Source organism: Solibacillus sp. FSL W7-1472 (assembly GCF_037969775.1).
GTDB lineage: Bacteria > Bacillota > Bacilli > Bacillales_A > Planococcaceae > Solibacillus > Solibacillus silvestris.
Window position 1 is genome coordinate 2,395,248 of sequence record NZ_CP150208.1, and the last position, 15,207, is coordinate 2,410,454.

At 39.0% G+C, this 15,207-nt stretch carries 17 protein-coding genes; 1 reads left to right on the forward strand and 16 read right to left on the reverse strand.

What is annotated here, in order from left to right; all coding sequences use genetic code 11:
- Positions 1-139 precede the first annotated feature (139 nt).
- From kynB to MKY07_RS11980, 16 genes are all read right to left on the reverse strand, one after another.
- The gene (kynB, locus tag MKY07_RS11905) at positions 140-763 is read right to left on the reverse strand and encodes an arylformamidase (RefSeq protein ID WP_339262345.1); all 624 of its coding nucleotides are present in this window, start codon (positions 761-763) and stop codon (positions 140-142) included.
- Between the two features lie 10 nt (positions 764-773).
- Positions 774-2,120 carry a sodium-dependent transporter gene (locus MKY07_RS11910; protein WP_339262346.1) on the reverse strand — a complete coding sequence of 449 codons (1,347 nt, stop codon included), beginning with the start codon at positions 2,118-2,120 and terminating at the stop codon, positions 774-776.
- 32 nt (positions 2,121-2,152) lie between these two features.
- The gene (gene kynA, locus MKY07_RS11915) at positions 2,153-3,010 is read right to left on the reverse strand and encodes a tryptophan 2,3-dioxygenase (RefSeq protein ID WP_008404304.1); all 858 of its coding nucleotides are present in this window, start codon (positions 3,008-3,010) and stop codon (positions 2,153-2,155) included.
- A gap of 11 nt (positions 3,011-3,021) precedes the next feature.
- Entirely contained in the window at positions 3,022-4,281 is a 1,260-nt protein-coding gene (gene kynU, locus MKY07_RS11920) for a kynureninase (RefSeq protein ID WP_339262349.1), read from the reverse strand.
- Between the two features lie 119 nt (positions 4,282-4,400).
- Positions 4,401-5,288: a signal recognition particle gene (locus tag MKY07_RS11925; RefSeq protein ID WP_339262351.1), complete on the reverse strand. Its 888-nt coding sequence runs from the start codon at positions 5,286-5,288 to the stop codon at positions 4,401-4,403.
- Entirely contained in the window at positions 5,281-5,757 is a 477-nt protein-coding gene (locus tag MKY07_RS11930) for a sigma-70 family RNA polymerase sigma factor (RefSeq protein ID WP_339262353.1), read from the reverse strand. The genes MKY07_RS11925 and MKY07_RS11930 overlap by 8 nt, the downstream gene beginning before the upstream one ends.
- 113 nt (positions 5,758-5,870) lie before the next feature.
- A complete protein-coding gene (locus MKY07_RS11935) occupies positions 5,871-6,614 on the reverse strand; it encodes a glucose 1-dehydrogenase (RefSeq protein ID WP_339262355.1) in 744 nt (247 codons plus the stop codon).
- A gap of 197 nt (positions 6,615-6,811) precedes the next feature.
- Positions 6,812-6,994 (reverse strand): hypothetical protein, encoded by a 183-nt coding sequence (locus MKY07_RS11940; RefSeq protein WP_008404313.1) that lies wholly within the window; start codon positions 6,992-6,994, stop codon positions 6,812-6,814.
- A 129-nt stretch (positions 6,995-7,123) separates the two neighbouring features.
- Positions 7,124-7,834, reverse strand: coding sequence for a response regulator transcription factor (locus tag MKY07_RS11945; RefSeq protein WP_008404316.1), 711 nt, complete (start codon positions 7,832-7,834; stop codon positions 7,124-7,126).
- A gap of 238 nt (positions 7,835-8,072) precedes the next feature.
- Positions 8,073-8,726 (reverse strand): phosphate signaling complex protein PhoU, encoded by a 654-nt coding sequence (phoU, locus tag MKY07_RS11950; RefSeq protein WP_008404318.1) that lies wholly within the window; start codon positions 8,724-8,726, stop codon positions 8,073-8,075.
- Between the two features lie 15 nt (positions 8,727-8,741).
- Positions 8,742-9,554 carry a phosphate ABC transporter ATP-binding protein PstB gene (gene pstB, locus MKY07_RS11955; RefSeq protein ID WP_008404320.1) on the reverse strand — a complete coding sequence of 271 codons (813 nt, stop codon included), beginning with the start codon at positions 9,552-9,554 and terminating at the stop codon, positions 8,742-8,744.
- Between the two features lie 16 nt (positions 9,555-9,570).
- Complete coding sequence (gene pstA, locus MKY07_RS11960; RefSeq protein ID WP_008404323.1) at positions 9,571-10,395, reverse strand: phosphate ABC transporter permease PstA; 825 nt, start codon at positions 10,393-10,395, stop codon at positions 9,571-9,573.
- Between the two features lies 1 nt (position 10,396).
- Positions 10,397-11,311, reverse strand: coding sequence for a phosphate ABC transporter permease subunit PstC (gene pstC / locus MKY07_RS11965; RefSeq protein WP_008404324.1), 915 nt, complete (start codon positions 11,309-11,311; stop codon positions 10,397-10,399).
- A gap of 21 nt (positions 11,312-11,332) precedes the next feature.
- Complete coding sequence (locus tag MKY07_RS11970) at positions 11,333-12,163, reverse strand: phosphate ABC transporter substrate-binding protein (RefSeq protein WP_008404325.1); 831 nt, start codon at positions 12,161-12,163, stop codon at positions 11,333-11,335.
- Positions 12,164-12,583: 420 nt separating this feature from the next.
- Positions 12,584-13,537, reverse strand: coding sequence for a rhodanese-related sulfurtransferase (locus MKY07_RS11975; protein WP_339262359.1), 954 nt, complete (start codon positions 13,535-13,537; stop codon positions 12,584-12,586).
- 338 nt (positions 13,538-13,875) lie between these two features.
- Positions 13,876-14,238 (reverse strand): VOC family protein, encoded by a 363-nt coding sequence (locus tag MKY07_RS11980; protein ID WP_339262361.1) that lies wholly within the window; start codon positions 14,236-14,238, stop codon positions 13,876-13,878.
- Between the two features lie 308 nt (positions 14,239-14,546).
- On the opposite strand from MKY07_RS11980, the gene MKY07_RS11985 reads away from it, so the two are divergent.
- Positions 14,547-15,182, forward strand: a complete 636-nt coding sequence (locus MKY07_RS11985) for a 2OG-Fe(II) oxygenase (RefSeq protein WP_339262362.1) — start codon at positions 14,547-14,549, stop codon at positions 15,180-15,182.
- Positions 15,183-15,207: the final 25 nt, after the last annotated feature.

A 15,207-nucleotide genomic window follows, 5' to 3' on the forward strand; every position in this document is an offset into this window, starting at 1 on the left:
GGATTACAAATAAAATACTTTGTAGGAATATATTACAACTCAAGATCAAACTATTCAATGGACTTTTTTAACGCGAAGAAATTTATTTTTATTACAAAAGAAGCCCACGACATAAAATCGTGAGCTTCTTGTTATTATTTCACTCTATCAACTTTTTTCGAACGACCGCACGAACAGGTGCACCGTCAGCACCTGCTATTTTAAGCGGCAATGCAATCAATTCATAAAGGCCTTGCTGAACATGCCCTAAATCGAGTCCTTCGAGAATATGAATGCCATGTTCGTACAACTTGTGATGAGCCAATACTTCCTTGCTGTCCAATGGATCAACGGAAGGATTGTCTATGCCAAGCAATATTACTCCGCGCTCCTTTAAAAATGGCGCTACATTCGGATGAATAACCGGAATAGTTTGCGGAAATGCTGCACTCAGCTGTTCAATTGTTTTAAGCAGTACACGCTTTGCACTACGGAAATCAAAGGGTTCCAGCGATTGAGCTGTAACCCTTTCCTGCCCAATGCAATCCACAATCACGCAGTCGCCGATATACACATTTACATCCAATTGCTCGATCGTTTCAGCTTCACTGTTAAAATGAAACGGTGCATCTGCGTGTGTACCGGTGTGCAGCGAAGTCGTCATCCGTCCGATATTGACCGAGCCCGTCTGTTGTTTCGAAATCCCGACTTCAAAAGAAAACGGTGTATCCCCCGGCCAGTTCGGCATCCCGTTTTGCATCGTTTGTGTAATATCAATCCACATGGCTTCACCCCTAATATTGAATGACTAAATATGCAAGCACAACGACAATGACTGTCGGTACAACGAAGGTCATTAAAAAGCGATATGTTTTGTAAAAGCCTTCACCCATTTTACTTCCTTGCAACAGCTCGCTTTTTACGAGGTTTTTATCCATAATATGCATAATAAATATCGCAATAAGCAAGTTGCCGATCGGTAAAATGATATTCGACACTAGAAAGTCGGTGAAATCAAAGATATTGCGTCCAAAAATCGAAACATCTCCTAATGAACTGTACGTTAATGTTGAAGGAATCGAAGCGATAAATACAAGGATACCGATAATGATTGTAATTTTCGCGCGGCTAATGTTCCATTTTTCAATAATGGCAGCAACGATAATTTCATACATACTAAACGATGACGTTAATGTCGCAAATAAAAACAGAATTAAAAACAACGCTAAAAACAGTTCGCCAAACGGCATTTGCGAGAACGCTGCAGGCAATACCATAAACAGTAATGGCGGTCCGCTTGCCACTTCCATATCAAATGCAAATACAACCGGGAAAATCGCTAAGCCCGCCAAGAGGGATACAAAAATACTCAGTCCTACAACAGAACCTGCTGAATTCGGTAAGCTCACATCTTTCTTTAAATAAGAACTATATGTAACTAAACATGAGAATCCAACAGCCAGTGCAAAAAATGACTGCCCTAACGCATATAATATTGATTCACCGGTAATGTTCGAAAAGTCCGGATACAGGAAAAATTTAATTCCTTCCATTGCTCCGTCCAAAGTTACGGCTCTTACAACTAAAATAAAGAACATAATAAACAGTAACGGCAACATGAATTTATTTGCCTTTTCAATCCCGTTTTGAACACCAAGTGCAATGATCACTACATTGGCCAATGTAAATAATCCCAAACCGAGTAAAGCAATCCAAGGTGTACCTGTCACTTGTCCGAAAAATGCCCCTGGTTCCATAGCTGGTGCAATTACATTTCCGGCTACCGAAACTCCGCTGTAAACAAAAATCCAGCCGCCAACTACACTGTAAAACGATAATAATAAGAAGCAGCCAATGATGCCGAGCTTGCCAATCCAAGCCCAGGCCTTCGTATTCGGAGCCAATACTTTATAGGCAGTAACTGCCTCTTTTTGTGTGGCACGCCCGATAATATATTCCGATAAAAGCATTGGCAGCCCGATAATTAATGTCAGCAGCACAAAAATCAGGAAGAATGCGCCACCTCCACTTTGACCGGCTACATATGGCATTTTCCATATTGCTCCGAGCCCAATCGCTGCACCAGCTGACGCTAAAACAAATCCTAATTTACTTGACCACTGTCCTTTACTCTTCTCCATCTGTCTCACTCCACTCATCTGTCTAAACTAAGCTATAAAGCTGTCCGCAAATCCCAGAGCTCCGGGAAAAAGCGGTGATCGAGCACTTTTCGCAAATAATTGACCCCTGATGAGCCACCTGTCCCCACTTTAAAGCCAATAATGCGCTCGACCGTCTTCATATGACGGAAACGCCACTGCTGCAAGGAATCTTCAATATCGACGAGCTTTTCACCAAGCTGATATAAATCCCAGTACGTATCGATATTTTCATAGACGGTTTTCCATGCGGCGGCAACAGTATCGTCACCACTATATACTACCGAAAAATCACGGTTTAGCAAAGCTTCAGTTATTGGCAATCCTGCTTTTGCCAATGCCTGAATCGCCACATCATAGATACTTGGCGCATCATACGCCTCTTTAAGTACTTCAAGAATGTCCGGTTCCTTTTCATAGATTTTGAGTATATACGGTGTTTTATAGCCGAGTGCAAATTCAATTAAGCGGTACTGATAGCTTTGGAATCCCGATGCTTTCCCCAGTTCATCACGAAACTGCAAATATTCGGCCGGCGTCATCGTTGCCAATACATCCCACGCCTGAATGATCTGCATTTGGATTTTCGAAACACGTGCAAGCATCTTAAATGCTGGCTGCATCTCTCCTTGCTGAATCGCACGAATCGCACCGCGCATTTCATGAATGATCAGCTTCATCCAAAGTTCGCTCACTTGATGAATAATTATAAAAAGCATTTCATCATGATGGTCGGAAAGACGGTTTTGACTGTTTAAAAGTGGGGCCAGACTTAAATAATCGCTGTATGTCATATCTTCACGGAAATCTGTATGAATCCCTTTTTCATCTTTTAGCTTATGCTGCAAATCCGAAATTGAACGTTTATCCACTGAATCACTCCTTATGCAATGATATCTCGTTTATTTTCGTACTTCTCATAAGTTTTGTTTGTGACAATATCTTTTAATATCTGCACTGAATGCCATACCTCCTCAAAGGAATTATACAGCGCAACCGGTGCCAGGCGGATGCCGTTCGGTGCACGGAAATCCGGTACAACGCCATATTCTTTTAATGCTTTGCAGATTCTTGCCGCCTCGTCATGCACTAAAAACAGATGGCCGCCACGTGTCTCGTCAAGCGGATTTCCAAATGTAAATGTGTTCGACAATTCTTGCTCAATACAATCCATCATAAATTGTGTTAGGGCGAGTGATTTTTCACGAATCGCTTCAATTCCTGCTTCTTCAAACAGTGAAAGTGCGCCTTCAATCGGGGCCAGACTCAATATATGCGGTGTACCGATCTGATAAGCCCCGGCATGCGGTGCAGCGGTAATTGTTACATCTAAATCAAACTGCTTTTCCTTTGCTGAGCCAAACCATCCGGCCAATCCGGGTGCTGTTCCAAAATGTTTCTCATGAACGTACAATCCTGCTACTGAGCCCGGACCACCGTTTAAATGCTTATAATTGCACCAAAACGCAAAGTCCGCGCCGATTTCATGAAGATGGTGCGGAACGGAACCAATCGAATGGCATAGATCAAATCCAACCAATATGCCGTGTTCATGTGCGGCTTCCGTAATCGCCTGCAAATCCAACACTTGGCCACTGCGGTATAAGACAGCAGGCAGAACCGCAACTGCCACATCCTCTGACATCGCTTCGATGATGGCTTCTGTCGTAATCGTTTGCCCGTCTTCACTTTTCATCAGCTTCATACTGCTCTCAGGCAAATTGTGCAAAGCAATTTGGCTGGCAATCGCATACAAGTCCGACGGGAAGTTCAGTTCGTCAGCCAATATTTTATAGCGTGACGCAGTTGGTTTGAAGAACGTAGCCAACAGCTGGTGCAAGTTTGTTGTTGTGGAACCAGTCAGAATTACCTCTTCACTTTTTGCGCCAATCAATGGTGCGCACATTGCCGCCAGCTTTTCGGATAAATAAAACCAAGGATGTTCCCCATTTGTCCATCCGTCAATGCCATAATCCTTCCATGAATTAAGCAGTGTATGCACCGACCGCTCCGCCCTCTTTGACAATAACCCGAGCGAATTGCCGTCCAAGTAAATCTGTCCTTCTTTTTTATAAAACTCTGCTGCATATTTCTGTAGTCCATCCAATTCATCGAGTTGTCTTGCTTTTTCAATCGTCGTCATACTACCACCCCTTCTAGTAACTTATTAATATCGTACGAGGGATAGCAATTGTTGTCAAAGTATTCTGAAAGGTACTAAAATTAAACAATCTAAAATTGGTATCCATAACTTCGATGTACTTAAATTAAGGGCCATAAAAATATATAAATATAAACACCTGCATATACTTTCACCAATACAAACTGGAATATGCGCCATTTATTTTTGCCGTTCTTTACTTCTAATAGAATATTAATAAGTGCTGTCAGCAACAAAAACGAGATGAGCACAAACAGATGTAATTGTGATGCAGAAATAAGTAAGATCAGGATTAATAATGTCATAATTTCCACGACGCTTTGCCAATAGGTAGAATGCATCGGAATGTAACGTTTCGGATCATCCGGGTCACGCATCTTTTTTTTCACCTTACTCGTCGCAATCATTGCCAACGTCAGGAATACTATGCCAATAATTAAAGATAATGTTCGATCGGCCGGTTCATGTAAATTGATAATTTCCTGCAATGATTTTTCACTTAATAAATATATTTCCCCTGTATCGACATTACGATAATACGTTACTTCGCTTCCGGGGTATTCCTGTATACGCATCACCTGATCATCTTTAAAGCTTAGCCTGTAGCTTTGTTGAATATATGGGTCTTCTATTTTAATATCAGTTTGCTGAAACTGTTGCAGCGCTGTTTCAATCTCTTTTAATGTTTCTTCATTTTTCACTTTTCTCACACCAGCTTGAAAGATGGACTCTGGATTCCCTTCCCATTGCATAAAATAAACCGCTTGTAATGCACTACTATCCATATCATCAGAAGTAATTTGCTGCTTTTGTGGAAATGTACCGACTAAAAACAGCGTGATGCACGCAATCGCTATGATTACTGCCGGGATTTTCCAGTTAAAAGGTTTAGTGTTGAGGCGCTGCTGAATTTTATTGAAGTCCTCTTGCTTTTTTTCCGAATCGACATAAATTTTTTTAAGATCATTTAACTTTTCGTTTTCAAACATCGTCTTCCCCTCCTAACAGTTCCCGTAATGCCTTCAAGCCGCGTGCCGTATTATTTTTCACCTTTACTTCACTGCAGGCCAAAATCATTGCTGTTTCTTTTACCGAATATTCTTCTATGTAGCGCAGTACAATCACTTCACGGTAATTCCATTTAATTTGCTGGAGTGCGGCATACAGTTTTTCATATTCCACATTTCGCTCGATTACTGCTTCCGGCAATTCTCCCGCTGCAACTGGCTCCGATTTCAATTGAAAAAAGCCAATAATTTTTTTCCTTCGATAATGGTCATAAACAAGGTTTCGGGCAATTTTCAATAAATAAGTCCGTTCATGCTCAGTATAATTTTTCTGATAAAAGCGGTAAAAGGTCTCCTGCAGCAAATCATGCGTTAAATCCGTATCATTTATTAAATAACGTATGTATTTATAAACAGCGTCGTAATGCGCTTCAAAAATTTCCCGTCTCAACCTATCAGCCTCCTTACTTCTTAAAGACGATTAACGAATGATTTGGAATCACTTTTACATCATAATATAAAAAACCCCCAACATTTACATGTTAGGGCTAATCATTCTATTACTTATAAATCTGAAATCATTCCACCATCAACAACAAATTGTGCACCTGTTGAATAGCTTGAATCATCAGAAGCAAGATATACGACTAAATTTGATACTTCCACTACTTCTGCTCTTCTTCTTAATGGAATGTCTTGTTCTAGTTGTTTTAAATATTCTTCAACGTCTGGCTGATCGGCCATTGGTGTTTTTATAATACCAGGGTGAACCGAATTCACACGAATATTATATTGCCCCAGCTCAGCTGCAGCACCTTTTGTCATACCAGTTACGGCATGTTTAGAAGCACTGTAAGCTATTGCTGTAGGAGCACTTACTAAACCATCAACAGACGAAATGTTTACAATTGAGCCAATACCAGCCTTTTTCATTGAAGGGAGAACTTTTTGCATTCCCAGGAAGACCCCAAGCTCGTCTATTTTAAATGTCAGTTCAAAATCTTTTACTGTGAGTTCTTCCAATGGTTTGAAAATACCGATGCCGGCATTATTAATCAGAACATTGATCGGACCAAAAGTTTCTTCTGTTTTCGCGACTACTTCAATCCAGTTGTCTTCACTTGAAACATCCAATTTAAGCGCGATTGCATTTTCACCTAATTCATCCGCCAGTTGTTTCGCACCGTCCAAATTTATATCTGTAATCGCTACTTTTGCGCCTTCTTCCACGAATTTACGAGCATGCATTGCTCCCATTCCTTGTGCAGAACCTGTAATAATTGCTACTTTCCCATCTAATTTACCCATTTAAAATTGCCCCTTTCGAAATAATGATCTGTAAATGATTACGTATGTTATTATGTGCTCTTTGTTACAAATTAATAATACAACTTAATTCAAATATCTTCAAATAAAGAGTCTTTTATTCGAGATAATCATCCGGAACATTTTTGAATAAAAAAAACCGAAGCAAATTTTCGTTTGCTTCGGTCTTCCCCTCTCCATTACACGCCCATTTTACGACGGGTATTGCTCGTTTTCTTTGTTTGTTGACTTTTCATCTTTTTCGTTGATGTATCACCTTTTAAGTTACCTTTGTTGCCAGCTGCATTGTTTTTCTTTGCTTCCAGCTGTTGCTTCACTAGTTCCTGCAGGCTTAATTTCTTTTTCTCATTTTGTTCAGACATATTCAGACCTCCTCATCCATCTACTTTTTTAAGTATAAGCCGTTGCTGTTGCATTTGTAAAAGAAATGATGTAATTTCCAACATAAAAAAACATCTTGAAACTTTCGATCGCTCCAAAATGTTTTTTACCTATGAACTGTACGTCACTTCCTGTGAAGGAAAGTTGAAATAATAACCTAACCCGCTTTTTGTTTTGATCCACTTCGGTGAGCTCGGCTGTTCTTCAATTTTTTCGCGAAGCCTACGAATATGTACATCTACTGTACGACGATCCCCTTTTGTAAAGTCCAGTATATTAATAATCTCTTCACGTGATTTAATACTGCCCGGTTGCTCCAATAAATGAAGCAGCAGTTTAAATTCACGTTTTGTTAAAGGAATTTCCACTTCATCTTTGTACACTTTGAACATAATTAAATCTACACGGAACGGACCGATCAACATTTGGGAAATACGCTCTTGCTGCTGTAATTCCCTTTCGTATCGTTTTAAATGGATTCTTAAGCGTGTAAGCATTTCACGGAATCCAAACGGCTTTCGGATATATTCTGTCGCCCCCATTTCAAGCGCCAGTACAATATCCAATTCATCCGTACGCGCACTGATCATGATAATCGGAAAGTCATGATCGAAGCGGACTTGACGGCAAATCTCAATTCCTTCCATATCCGGAAGCATCCAATCGAGCAGCATCGCATCCGGTTCGAATGATTGAATAGCAGCCAGTGCCTCTTTTCCCGATCGTACACATTGGACTTCATAGCCGTCTTTTACTAAATAAATATGCAGTAAATTCACTAAATTTTCGTCATCTTCAACGACTAATATTTTTTTCGTCATTAATGATTCCCCGCTTCTCTAATCAATTACGCCTCGGCGTAATTGTGTCCAGATTCGGTTTGCGTTCGCGCAAAAAATTTCTTACCGAATCTATGACAGCCACCGGAGGCATTAACTTCTTTCAGCAGGCATTTGAATACCCGATGAAAATTGACCAAAAATTATGTTAACCTCTATCTATATATAAATGCACTCTGTGCTTACTGCTTCACCTAAGCATAAAATCTGTTGAAGGAAGTTAATTCAAATCAAATAGCTGCCCTTTAATAAAGTAAGCTGTTGACTCCGCCATATTAGTTATATGGTCTGCTGCACGTTCGACAAAGCGGTTAATGAACAACAATTGCAATGTTTGCTCAATCTCTTGAGGGCACTCTTTCAGATACTCAGTTAAAAGCGCATAGTTTTCATGATTATTGCGATCTACGATATCATCAAGCTCTCCAACTTTTTTTGCTAATGCGATATCCGCATCGATAAATGCCTTCATTGATTTTTTCAGCATATCCATTGCTACATTTTTCATTTCGACTAATGAAGTTTTTTCTAAAATCGTTTCTTCTTTGCTAATACGAATCGTTGCTTTTGCTGTATTTACAGCAAAGTCTGCAATACGTTCAATATCCGAAGACATTTTAATAACACTGATAATTCGGCGCATGTCGCGGGCTACCGGCTGCTCTTTCGCCATCAGCCAAATTGCCATTTGATTAATTTCATTTTCCAGGTCATCAATATAGTTGTCCTCTTCAATAACATCCAGTGCCAACACCATATCCTGTTCTTGAAGTGCTTTAAATGCCTTTTCCATTGCAACAACCGTCATGTCGACCATTTCACCCATTTTGTCCTGCAGTTCAAGCATATTCTTTTCGAAATTTTCGCGAATCATTCCAAAATCCCCCTTTTATCCGAATCGTCCTGTTACGTAATCTTCTGTACGCTCATCTTTTGGTGTGGAAAAAATAACATTTGTATCATCATATTCGATGACTTCCCCATTTAAGAAGAATGCCGTCTTATCGCTAATACGCGCTGCTTGCTGCATGTTGTGCGTTACGATGACAATTGTATAGTCTTTTTTCATTTGTGTAATGAGTTCTTCTACTTTTAATGTGGAAATCGGGTCAAGTGCCGAAGTCGGCTCATCCATTAAAATGACGTCCGGTTTCATTGCGATCGCACGTGCGATACAAATACGCTGTTGCTGACCACCGGAAAGACCTAATGCCGATGACTTCAGACGGTCTTTTACTTCATCCCAAATCGCTGCACCGCGTAAAGATTCTTCAACAATTTCATTTAGGAGCTTTTTGCTTTTAATCCCCTGCATACGTGGACCATAGGCAACATTGTCATAGATGCTCATCGGGAAAAGATTTGACTTTTGGAATACCATGCCGACTCTTGTACGGAGCTTGATGACATCGCTTGATTCATAAACATTTTCGCCATCAATATGAATGTTTCCAATTACGCGTACACCATCGATCAGATCGTTCATGCGGTTTAATGTACGTAAAAATGTTGATTTACCGCAGCCTGATGGACCGATTAATGCCGTTACTTCTTTTTCTTTAATGTCCAGATTTACATTGAATAACGCTTGTTTTTCACCATAGAACAGGTTTAAATCATTTACTTTAATTTTTGTTGGTAAAGCGCCCGTAGAAGTCGTTGTTGTTTTAAAAATTGATGCTTCCGAAATAGTCATAGTCATATAGGTTTCGCTCCTTTTAATAGTCCGCTTTGTTTAATTTCTTCGAGATATATGTTGCCGTTAAATTCAATACTAAAATAATGACGATCAATACAATTCCGATTGCCGCTGCAAGTCCGATATCGCCTGCTTCCTGTGTTACTAAATAGGAGTGAACCGTTAATGTACGGGCAGATGAGAAAATACTTGATGGCATTGCCGCCACGGTACCTGCAGTCAGGAAAATGGCTGCCGATTCACCGACAATACGGCCGATTGATAAAATGATTCCTGATAAAATTCCAGGCATTGCACTTGGCAAAATAACTTTTATTAACGTTTGCAGTTTTGTTGTTCCTAATGCCAGTGAACCTTCACGATATGTTGCCGGCACTGTTTTCAAAGCTTCTTCTGTCGTACGAATAATAACCGGTAATACGATAATCGTTAATGTTAATGATGCTGCGATAATGGACATCCCTAGCTTTAAAATCACTACGAAGAATACGGCACCGAATAAACCGTAAATAATCGATGGAATCCCTGTTAAACTCTCTGTCGCATAGCGAATAATACGTACAAGTCGTCCTTGCTTTGCATACTCGTGTAAATAAACGGCAGCCAAGATTCCGATTGGTGTTGCGATTAAAAGTGAAATGACAATCGTTAAAATCGTTGTGACAATCATCGGGAATATTCCGCCGCCACCTGTTGGCGAATAATCACCAAATATAAAATCAAAACTGATATAAGAAAAACCTTTATAAAAAATATAGCCAACGATTACAACTAATACGGCTACTGATACGAATGCGGAACCCCAAAGTAAGCCGCGATACATATTGTCTTTAAATTGTCGCATTTTACTGAGCTCCCTTCGCTGTAATGCGTGCTAATACAAAGTTTAATATTAAGATGAATGAGAATAATACAATCCCTGTTGCAAACAGCATTTCCTGATGTGTTCCCGCTGCATAACCCATTTCAAGCGCGATGTTTGTCGTCAATGGACGTACACTGTCTGTCAGGCTCGTCGGGATGACCAGCGAGTTCCCCGCTACTAAAATTACAGCCATCGTTTCACCTAATGCACGGCCCAATCCAAGAACGATCGCTGCCATAATACCTGACTTTGCAGCCGGTACAACGACTTTAAAGATTGTCCCGATTTGTGAAACGCCTAGAGCAAGTGAACCTTCACGATATGTTTTCGGCACTGCACGAATCGCTGTTTCAGCAACTGTTACAATTGTCGGTAACATCATAATTGCCAGTACTAAAATAACAGCAATTAAACTCTGTCCACGAGCTAATCCTAAATTATCCTGTAAAAATGGAACGATAATCGCTAAACCGAATACACCGTATAATACTGAAGGAATACCTGCCAAAAGCTGAATTGCCGGTGATACGATTTTGGCTACTGATTTCGGAGCAATTTCCGCCAAGAAAATTGCTGTTAATAATCCGATTGGTACCCCGATAACAAGTGCTCCGATCGTTGCATAAATTGACGCAACGATCATCGGGAAAATACCGAATTTATCTTCTGATGGTACCCAGTCGCTGCCAAATAGGAAGTCGAAGAAGCTATAACCGCCAGTTACGAATGGGTTTGCACCTTTATAAAATACGAATCCTACAATTAGTAGTAAGCTCACTACTGAAAGAAGCGCACATGCTAAAAATATTTTCGATGATAAGCTTTCTAAAAAGTATTTTCGCTTATTGCCTTTACTTATTTGCTGTTCTACTTCGTTTCTGTTTTGTGTGTTCACAAATTTATCCTCCAGCACTTATTATTTCGTTAATGGAATCGCTCCAGCGGCTTCCACAATCTCTTGTCCTTCTGCAGTTAAAATGAAATCCATAAACTTCGTTGCCGCCTCCGGTACACTCTCTTTATAAACGAATAAGAATGGACGAGATAATTTATAGTTACCATCCAATACATTGCCTGCTTCTGCCTTAACGCCATTAATGTCCATCGCTGAAACAGTTTCATCAATATACTCAAATGAGATGAATCCTACAGCATGTTTGTTCATCGCAACTGTTGTTTTAATATTTCCGTTCCCGCTTGCAACAATCGCATTGCGAATCAGTTGTCCAGATTCATAGCCGACGATTTCCTGGAAGGCATCACGCGAACCAGATCCGTCCTCACGTGATACTACTACGATTTCCATATCTTTTCCGCCAACTTCTTTCCAGTTGGTAATTTCGCCAGTAAAGATTTGCTTCACTTGTTCCATCGTTAAATCTTTAACCGGATTTGATGGGTGGGTAACAACCACAATCCCGTCATACGCAATGACCAGCTCCTGAATACCGGAGTCGATTTCTTCCTGCTTCAGATCACGCGAGGACATCCCGATTTGTGATACATCATTAATTGCATTTGTAATCCCTGCCGATGAACCGATTTGATTTATTTCAATTTTAACGTCTTCTGTTTCTTCATATTTTGCTGCTAATTTCTCTGCTAAAGGTCCAACAGATGTAGAACCTGAAATTGTTACTAAGTCTCCGCCGCCTGAAGAGGACTCCGTAGAATCTTCATTACTGCAAGCTGCTAATACTACCATTAGAATTGTTAACCCAATGAAGTAAAATGTTTTTTTCAACATACTTCAATCCTCCATCAACATGAATGTTTTCTACCTGCTTTAACAATACATACATAAAATTAATGTCATGTATTAAACATGTAAACCTTATGTAAATTATGAAGAACACGTCTTTTTATTATGTAAAATTAATCAGTAAAATCAGAAAATTTAAAATAAAACAGCTAATTTGTAAATATTTATGAGATTTATTAACAAATGAGAGGGATTTTTTATGAGGATTTAAATAATTATCAATGAAGGAAAATGAAATATGTCAATATTATGTTCAAAGGCTTAATGAATCATGTAAGAATTACAGAAAACAGACAATTTATGATGAATATTTAGAAAAATCTATTTACATTGCATTTACAAAAGGGTGTTTTGTTTACAAAAAAGAAAAATGCATCTCTATTAAGAGATGCATTAAAAAATTTATTATACTGTCGCTTCAGCTTCTAATAATTCAATCGCTTGTTGTACTTGCTCTTCCGTTAAGTTATGACGGACGATATAGCGATTACGTTCATGTTTTGTACATTCGATTGTACAACCGCCTAAATGCTTCGCTTCGTTTTCCTCTGATGCAATGATTTGCTCATTGCATTCAGGGTTAGCACAATTAATATAGCGTTCACATGGTGTCCCATCAAAGTGATCACGCCCTACAATAACATGTTCCACCTGGTTAATCGGCACTGTCAGACGCTCATCGAATACGTACATTTGACCATCCCAAAGCTGACCTTTAGCAACTGGGTCTTTACCGTATGTTGCAACGCCTCCGTGCAATTGACCAACCTCTCCAAAACCTTCACGCTTCATCCAACCAGAGAATTTCTCACAGCGAATTCCACCTGTACAATAAGTTAAAACGTTTTTACCTTCAAATAATTCCCGGTTGTCACGTACCCATTGCGGAGTATCACGGAAGTTCTTTACTTCTGGACGAATTGCGCCACGGAAGTGACCGACATCATATTCATATGTGTTTCGTACATCTAGTACGACTGTGTTTCCATCTTGCATTTCTTCCAGGAATTGTTCCGGTGATAAATAGCGGCCCGTTAATTCATGCGGATTCACATCTTCTTCCAGACCTAAGTTTACAAGCTCCGGGCGTGGACGTACATGCATTTTTTTGAACGCATGGCCTTCTGCTGGATCAATTTTGAAAACAATCCCTTTAAACAATGGATGTGCTTCCATCATATCGATATAGCTTTGTGTTTGCTCAATCGTACCAGACACCGTACCGTTAATCCCTTCATGGGCTACTAAAATACGTCCTTTTAAACCAATTTCCTTACAAGCAGCTAAATGCTCTTCTGAAAAAGCAGCTGGATCTTCAATCGTTGTGTAATGATAATACAATAATACTTGATAATTCATTTTTTTCACCTATCATTCAATATATTTGCAGGATATACCTGATAGTTTAAAACTACCTTACAATGATACGCGATTTCCGATAAATTTACCATCATTAATTAGGCGGAGCTTATTAGAAATAATTAACTATTCTTTTCAATATTAGTATAATAGATGCAAAATGAATCAGAATGGAGAGATTTTAAATGGGCTTTTTCAGCTTTGCACTTCTAATCATCATTACTTTTACCGCTTTGGCAATTGAGAGGATTTTAAAAGATATACGAACTCAGAATAACGAAATCATTGAACTATTATCAAAAAGTGATGCGGATAAACAAGAGTGAAATTGCAATCGATTAAATGGGTTGGATCATCTCTACTCTATTTCCGAAAGGGTCTCTAAATTCAAACCGTTCATAATGAGGAATTGGTACTGAATCCAAGATCTCAATATCATGTTCCATCAATACTTTTTCCCAATAAGAAATATCTTCAACTTCGTAGGCAAGATGTGCTTTAGTTGTTAGCCGATTAAAGCCTTCTTCTGTCCCTACATGTACTTCCTGATTCCCTACTTGCAGCCAAAAGCCTCCTCGCCCTTGTAGTGCAGAAGGTTTTGAAATTTCATTTAGACCTAATACTTTGCAGTAAAACTCTTTCCCTGCTTCCTCAGTACCTAGTGGAATTGTTATTTGTGCATGATGTAATCCAACAATCATTTACATTCCTCCATTTCTTTCTCTTCTTCCATTATCTTACTTAAAATATGCCATAAATAAAATGTTAGGTTATTTATGTAAATCAATAATTTTTTCTTATCCTTCTTAACTGCTAATTTATTTTTTTACAAATACTAGAACTTAGGGATCAGGCATAAAATTTTTTTAATATATTCCTGCTACTTAAATACCATTAAATTGAATTAAATGGTATAATATGTATCGGAGTAGAAATACATTCTTTTCATCATATAAGGGTGAGAGTGTTTTTGTACTAACTTAGAAGCCATTGCGGAAGGATATAACATATGACAACAGAAGTTTCCATTTTACCTATTCAATCTGTTTATTCAATTGACAATCGAACAATAACAGCAGAAGTTCTGCATGAAGAACCGCTCATTGTAAAGTTTTTAAATGTTTTAAGTGATGAGGAATGTCAGAATTTAATCGATTGTGCTTCTTCGCGTTTGGAAAGATCCAAATTAGCAAAAAAAGAGATAAGTTCAATTCGTACGAGCAGTGGTATGTTTTTTGAGGAAAATGAAAATCCGCTTATTTCCGAAATTGAAAAACGGATTAGCAGCTTGATGCACCTTCCAATCGAACATGCTGAGGGTCTACAAGTTTTACATTATGAACCGGGCCAGGAATTTAAACCACATTTTGATTTTTTTGGTCCAAATCACCCTTCGAGCAGTAATAATCGCATTAGCACGTTAGTAGTCTACTTAAATGATGTGGAAGAAGGAGGCGTTACTACGTTTCCAAATCTAGGTATTGTAAATGTACCAAAGAAAGGTACAGCGGTTTACTTTGAATATTTCTACAATGATCAAAAATTAAATGAACTTACCCTTCATTCTGGTGAGCCAGTAATACATGGCGAAAAATGGGTTGCTACCCAATGGATGCGGAAAAAACAAATCCGCGAACGTTTTTAAGCCAAAATGAAGGAAATTATATAAA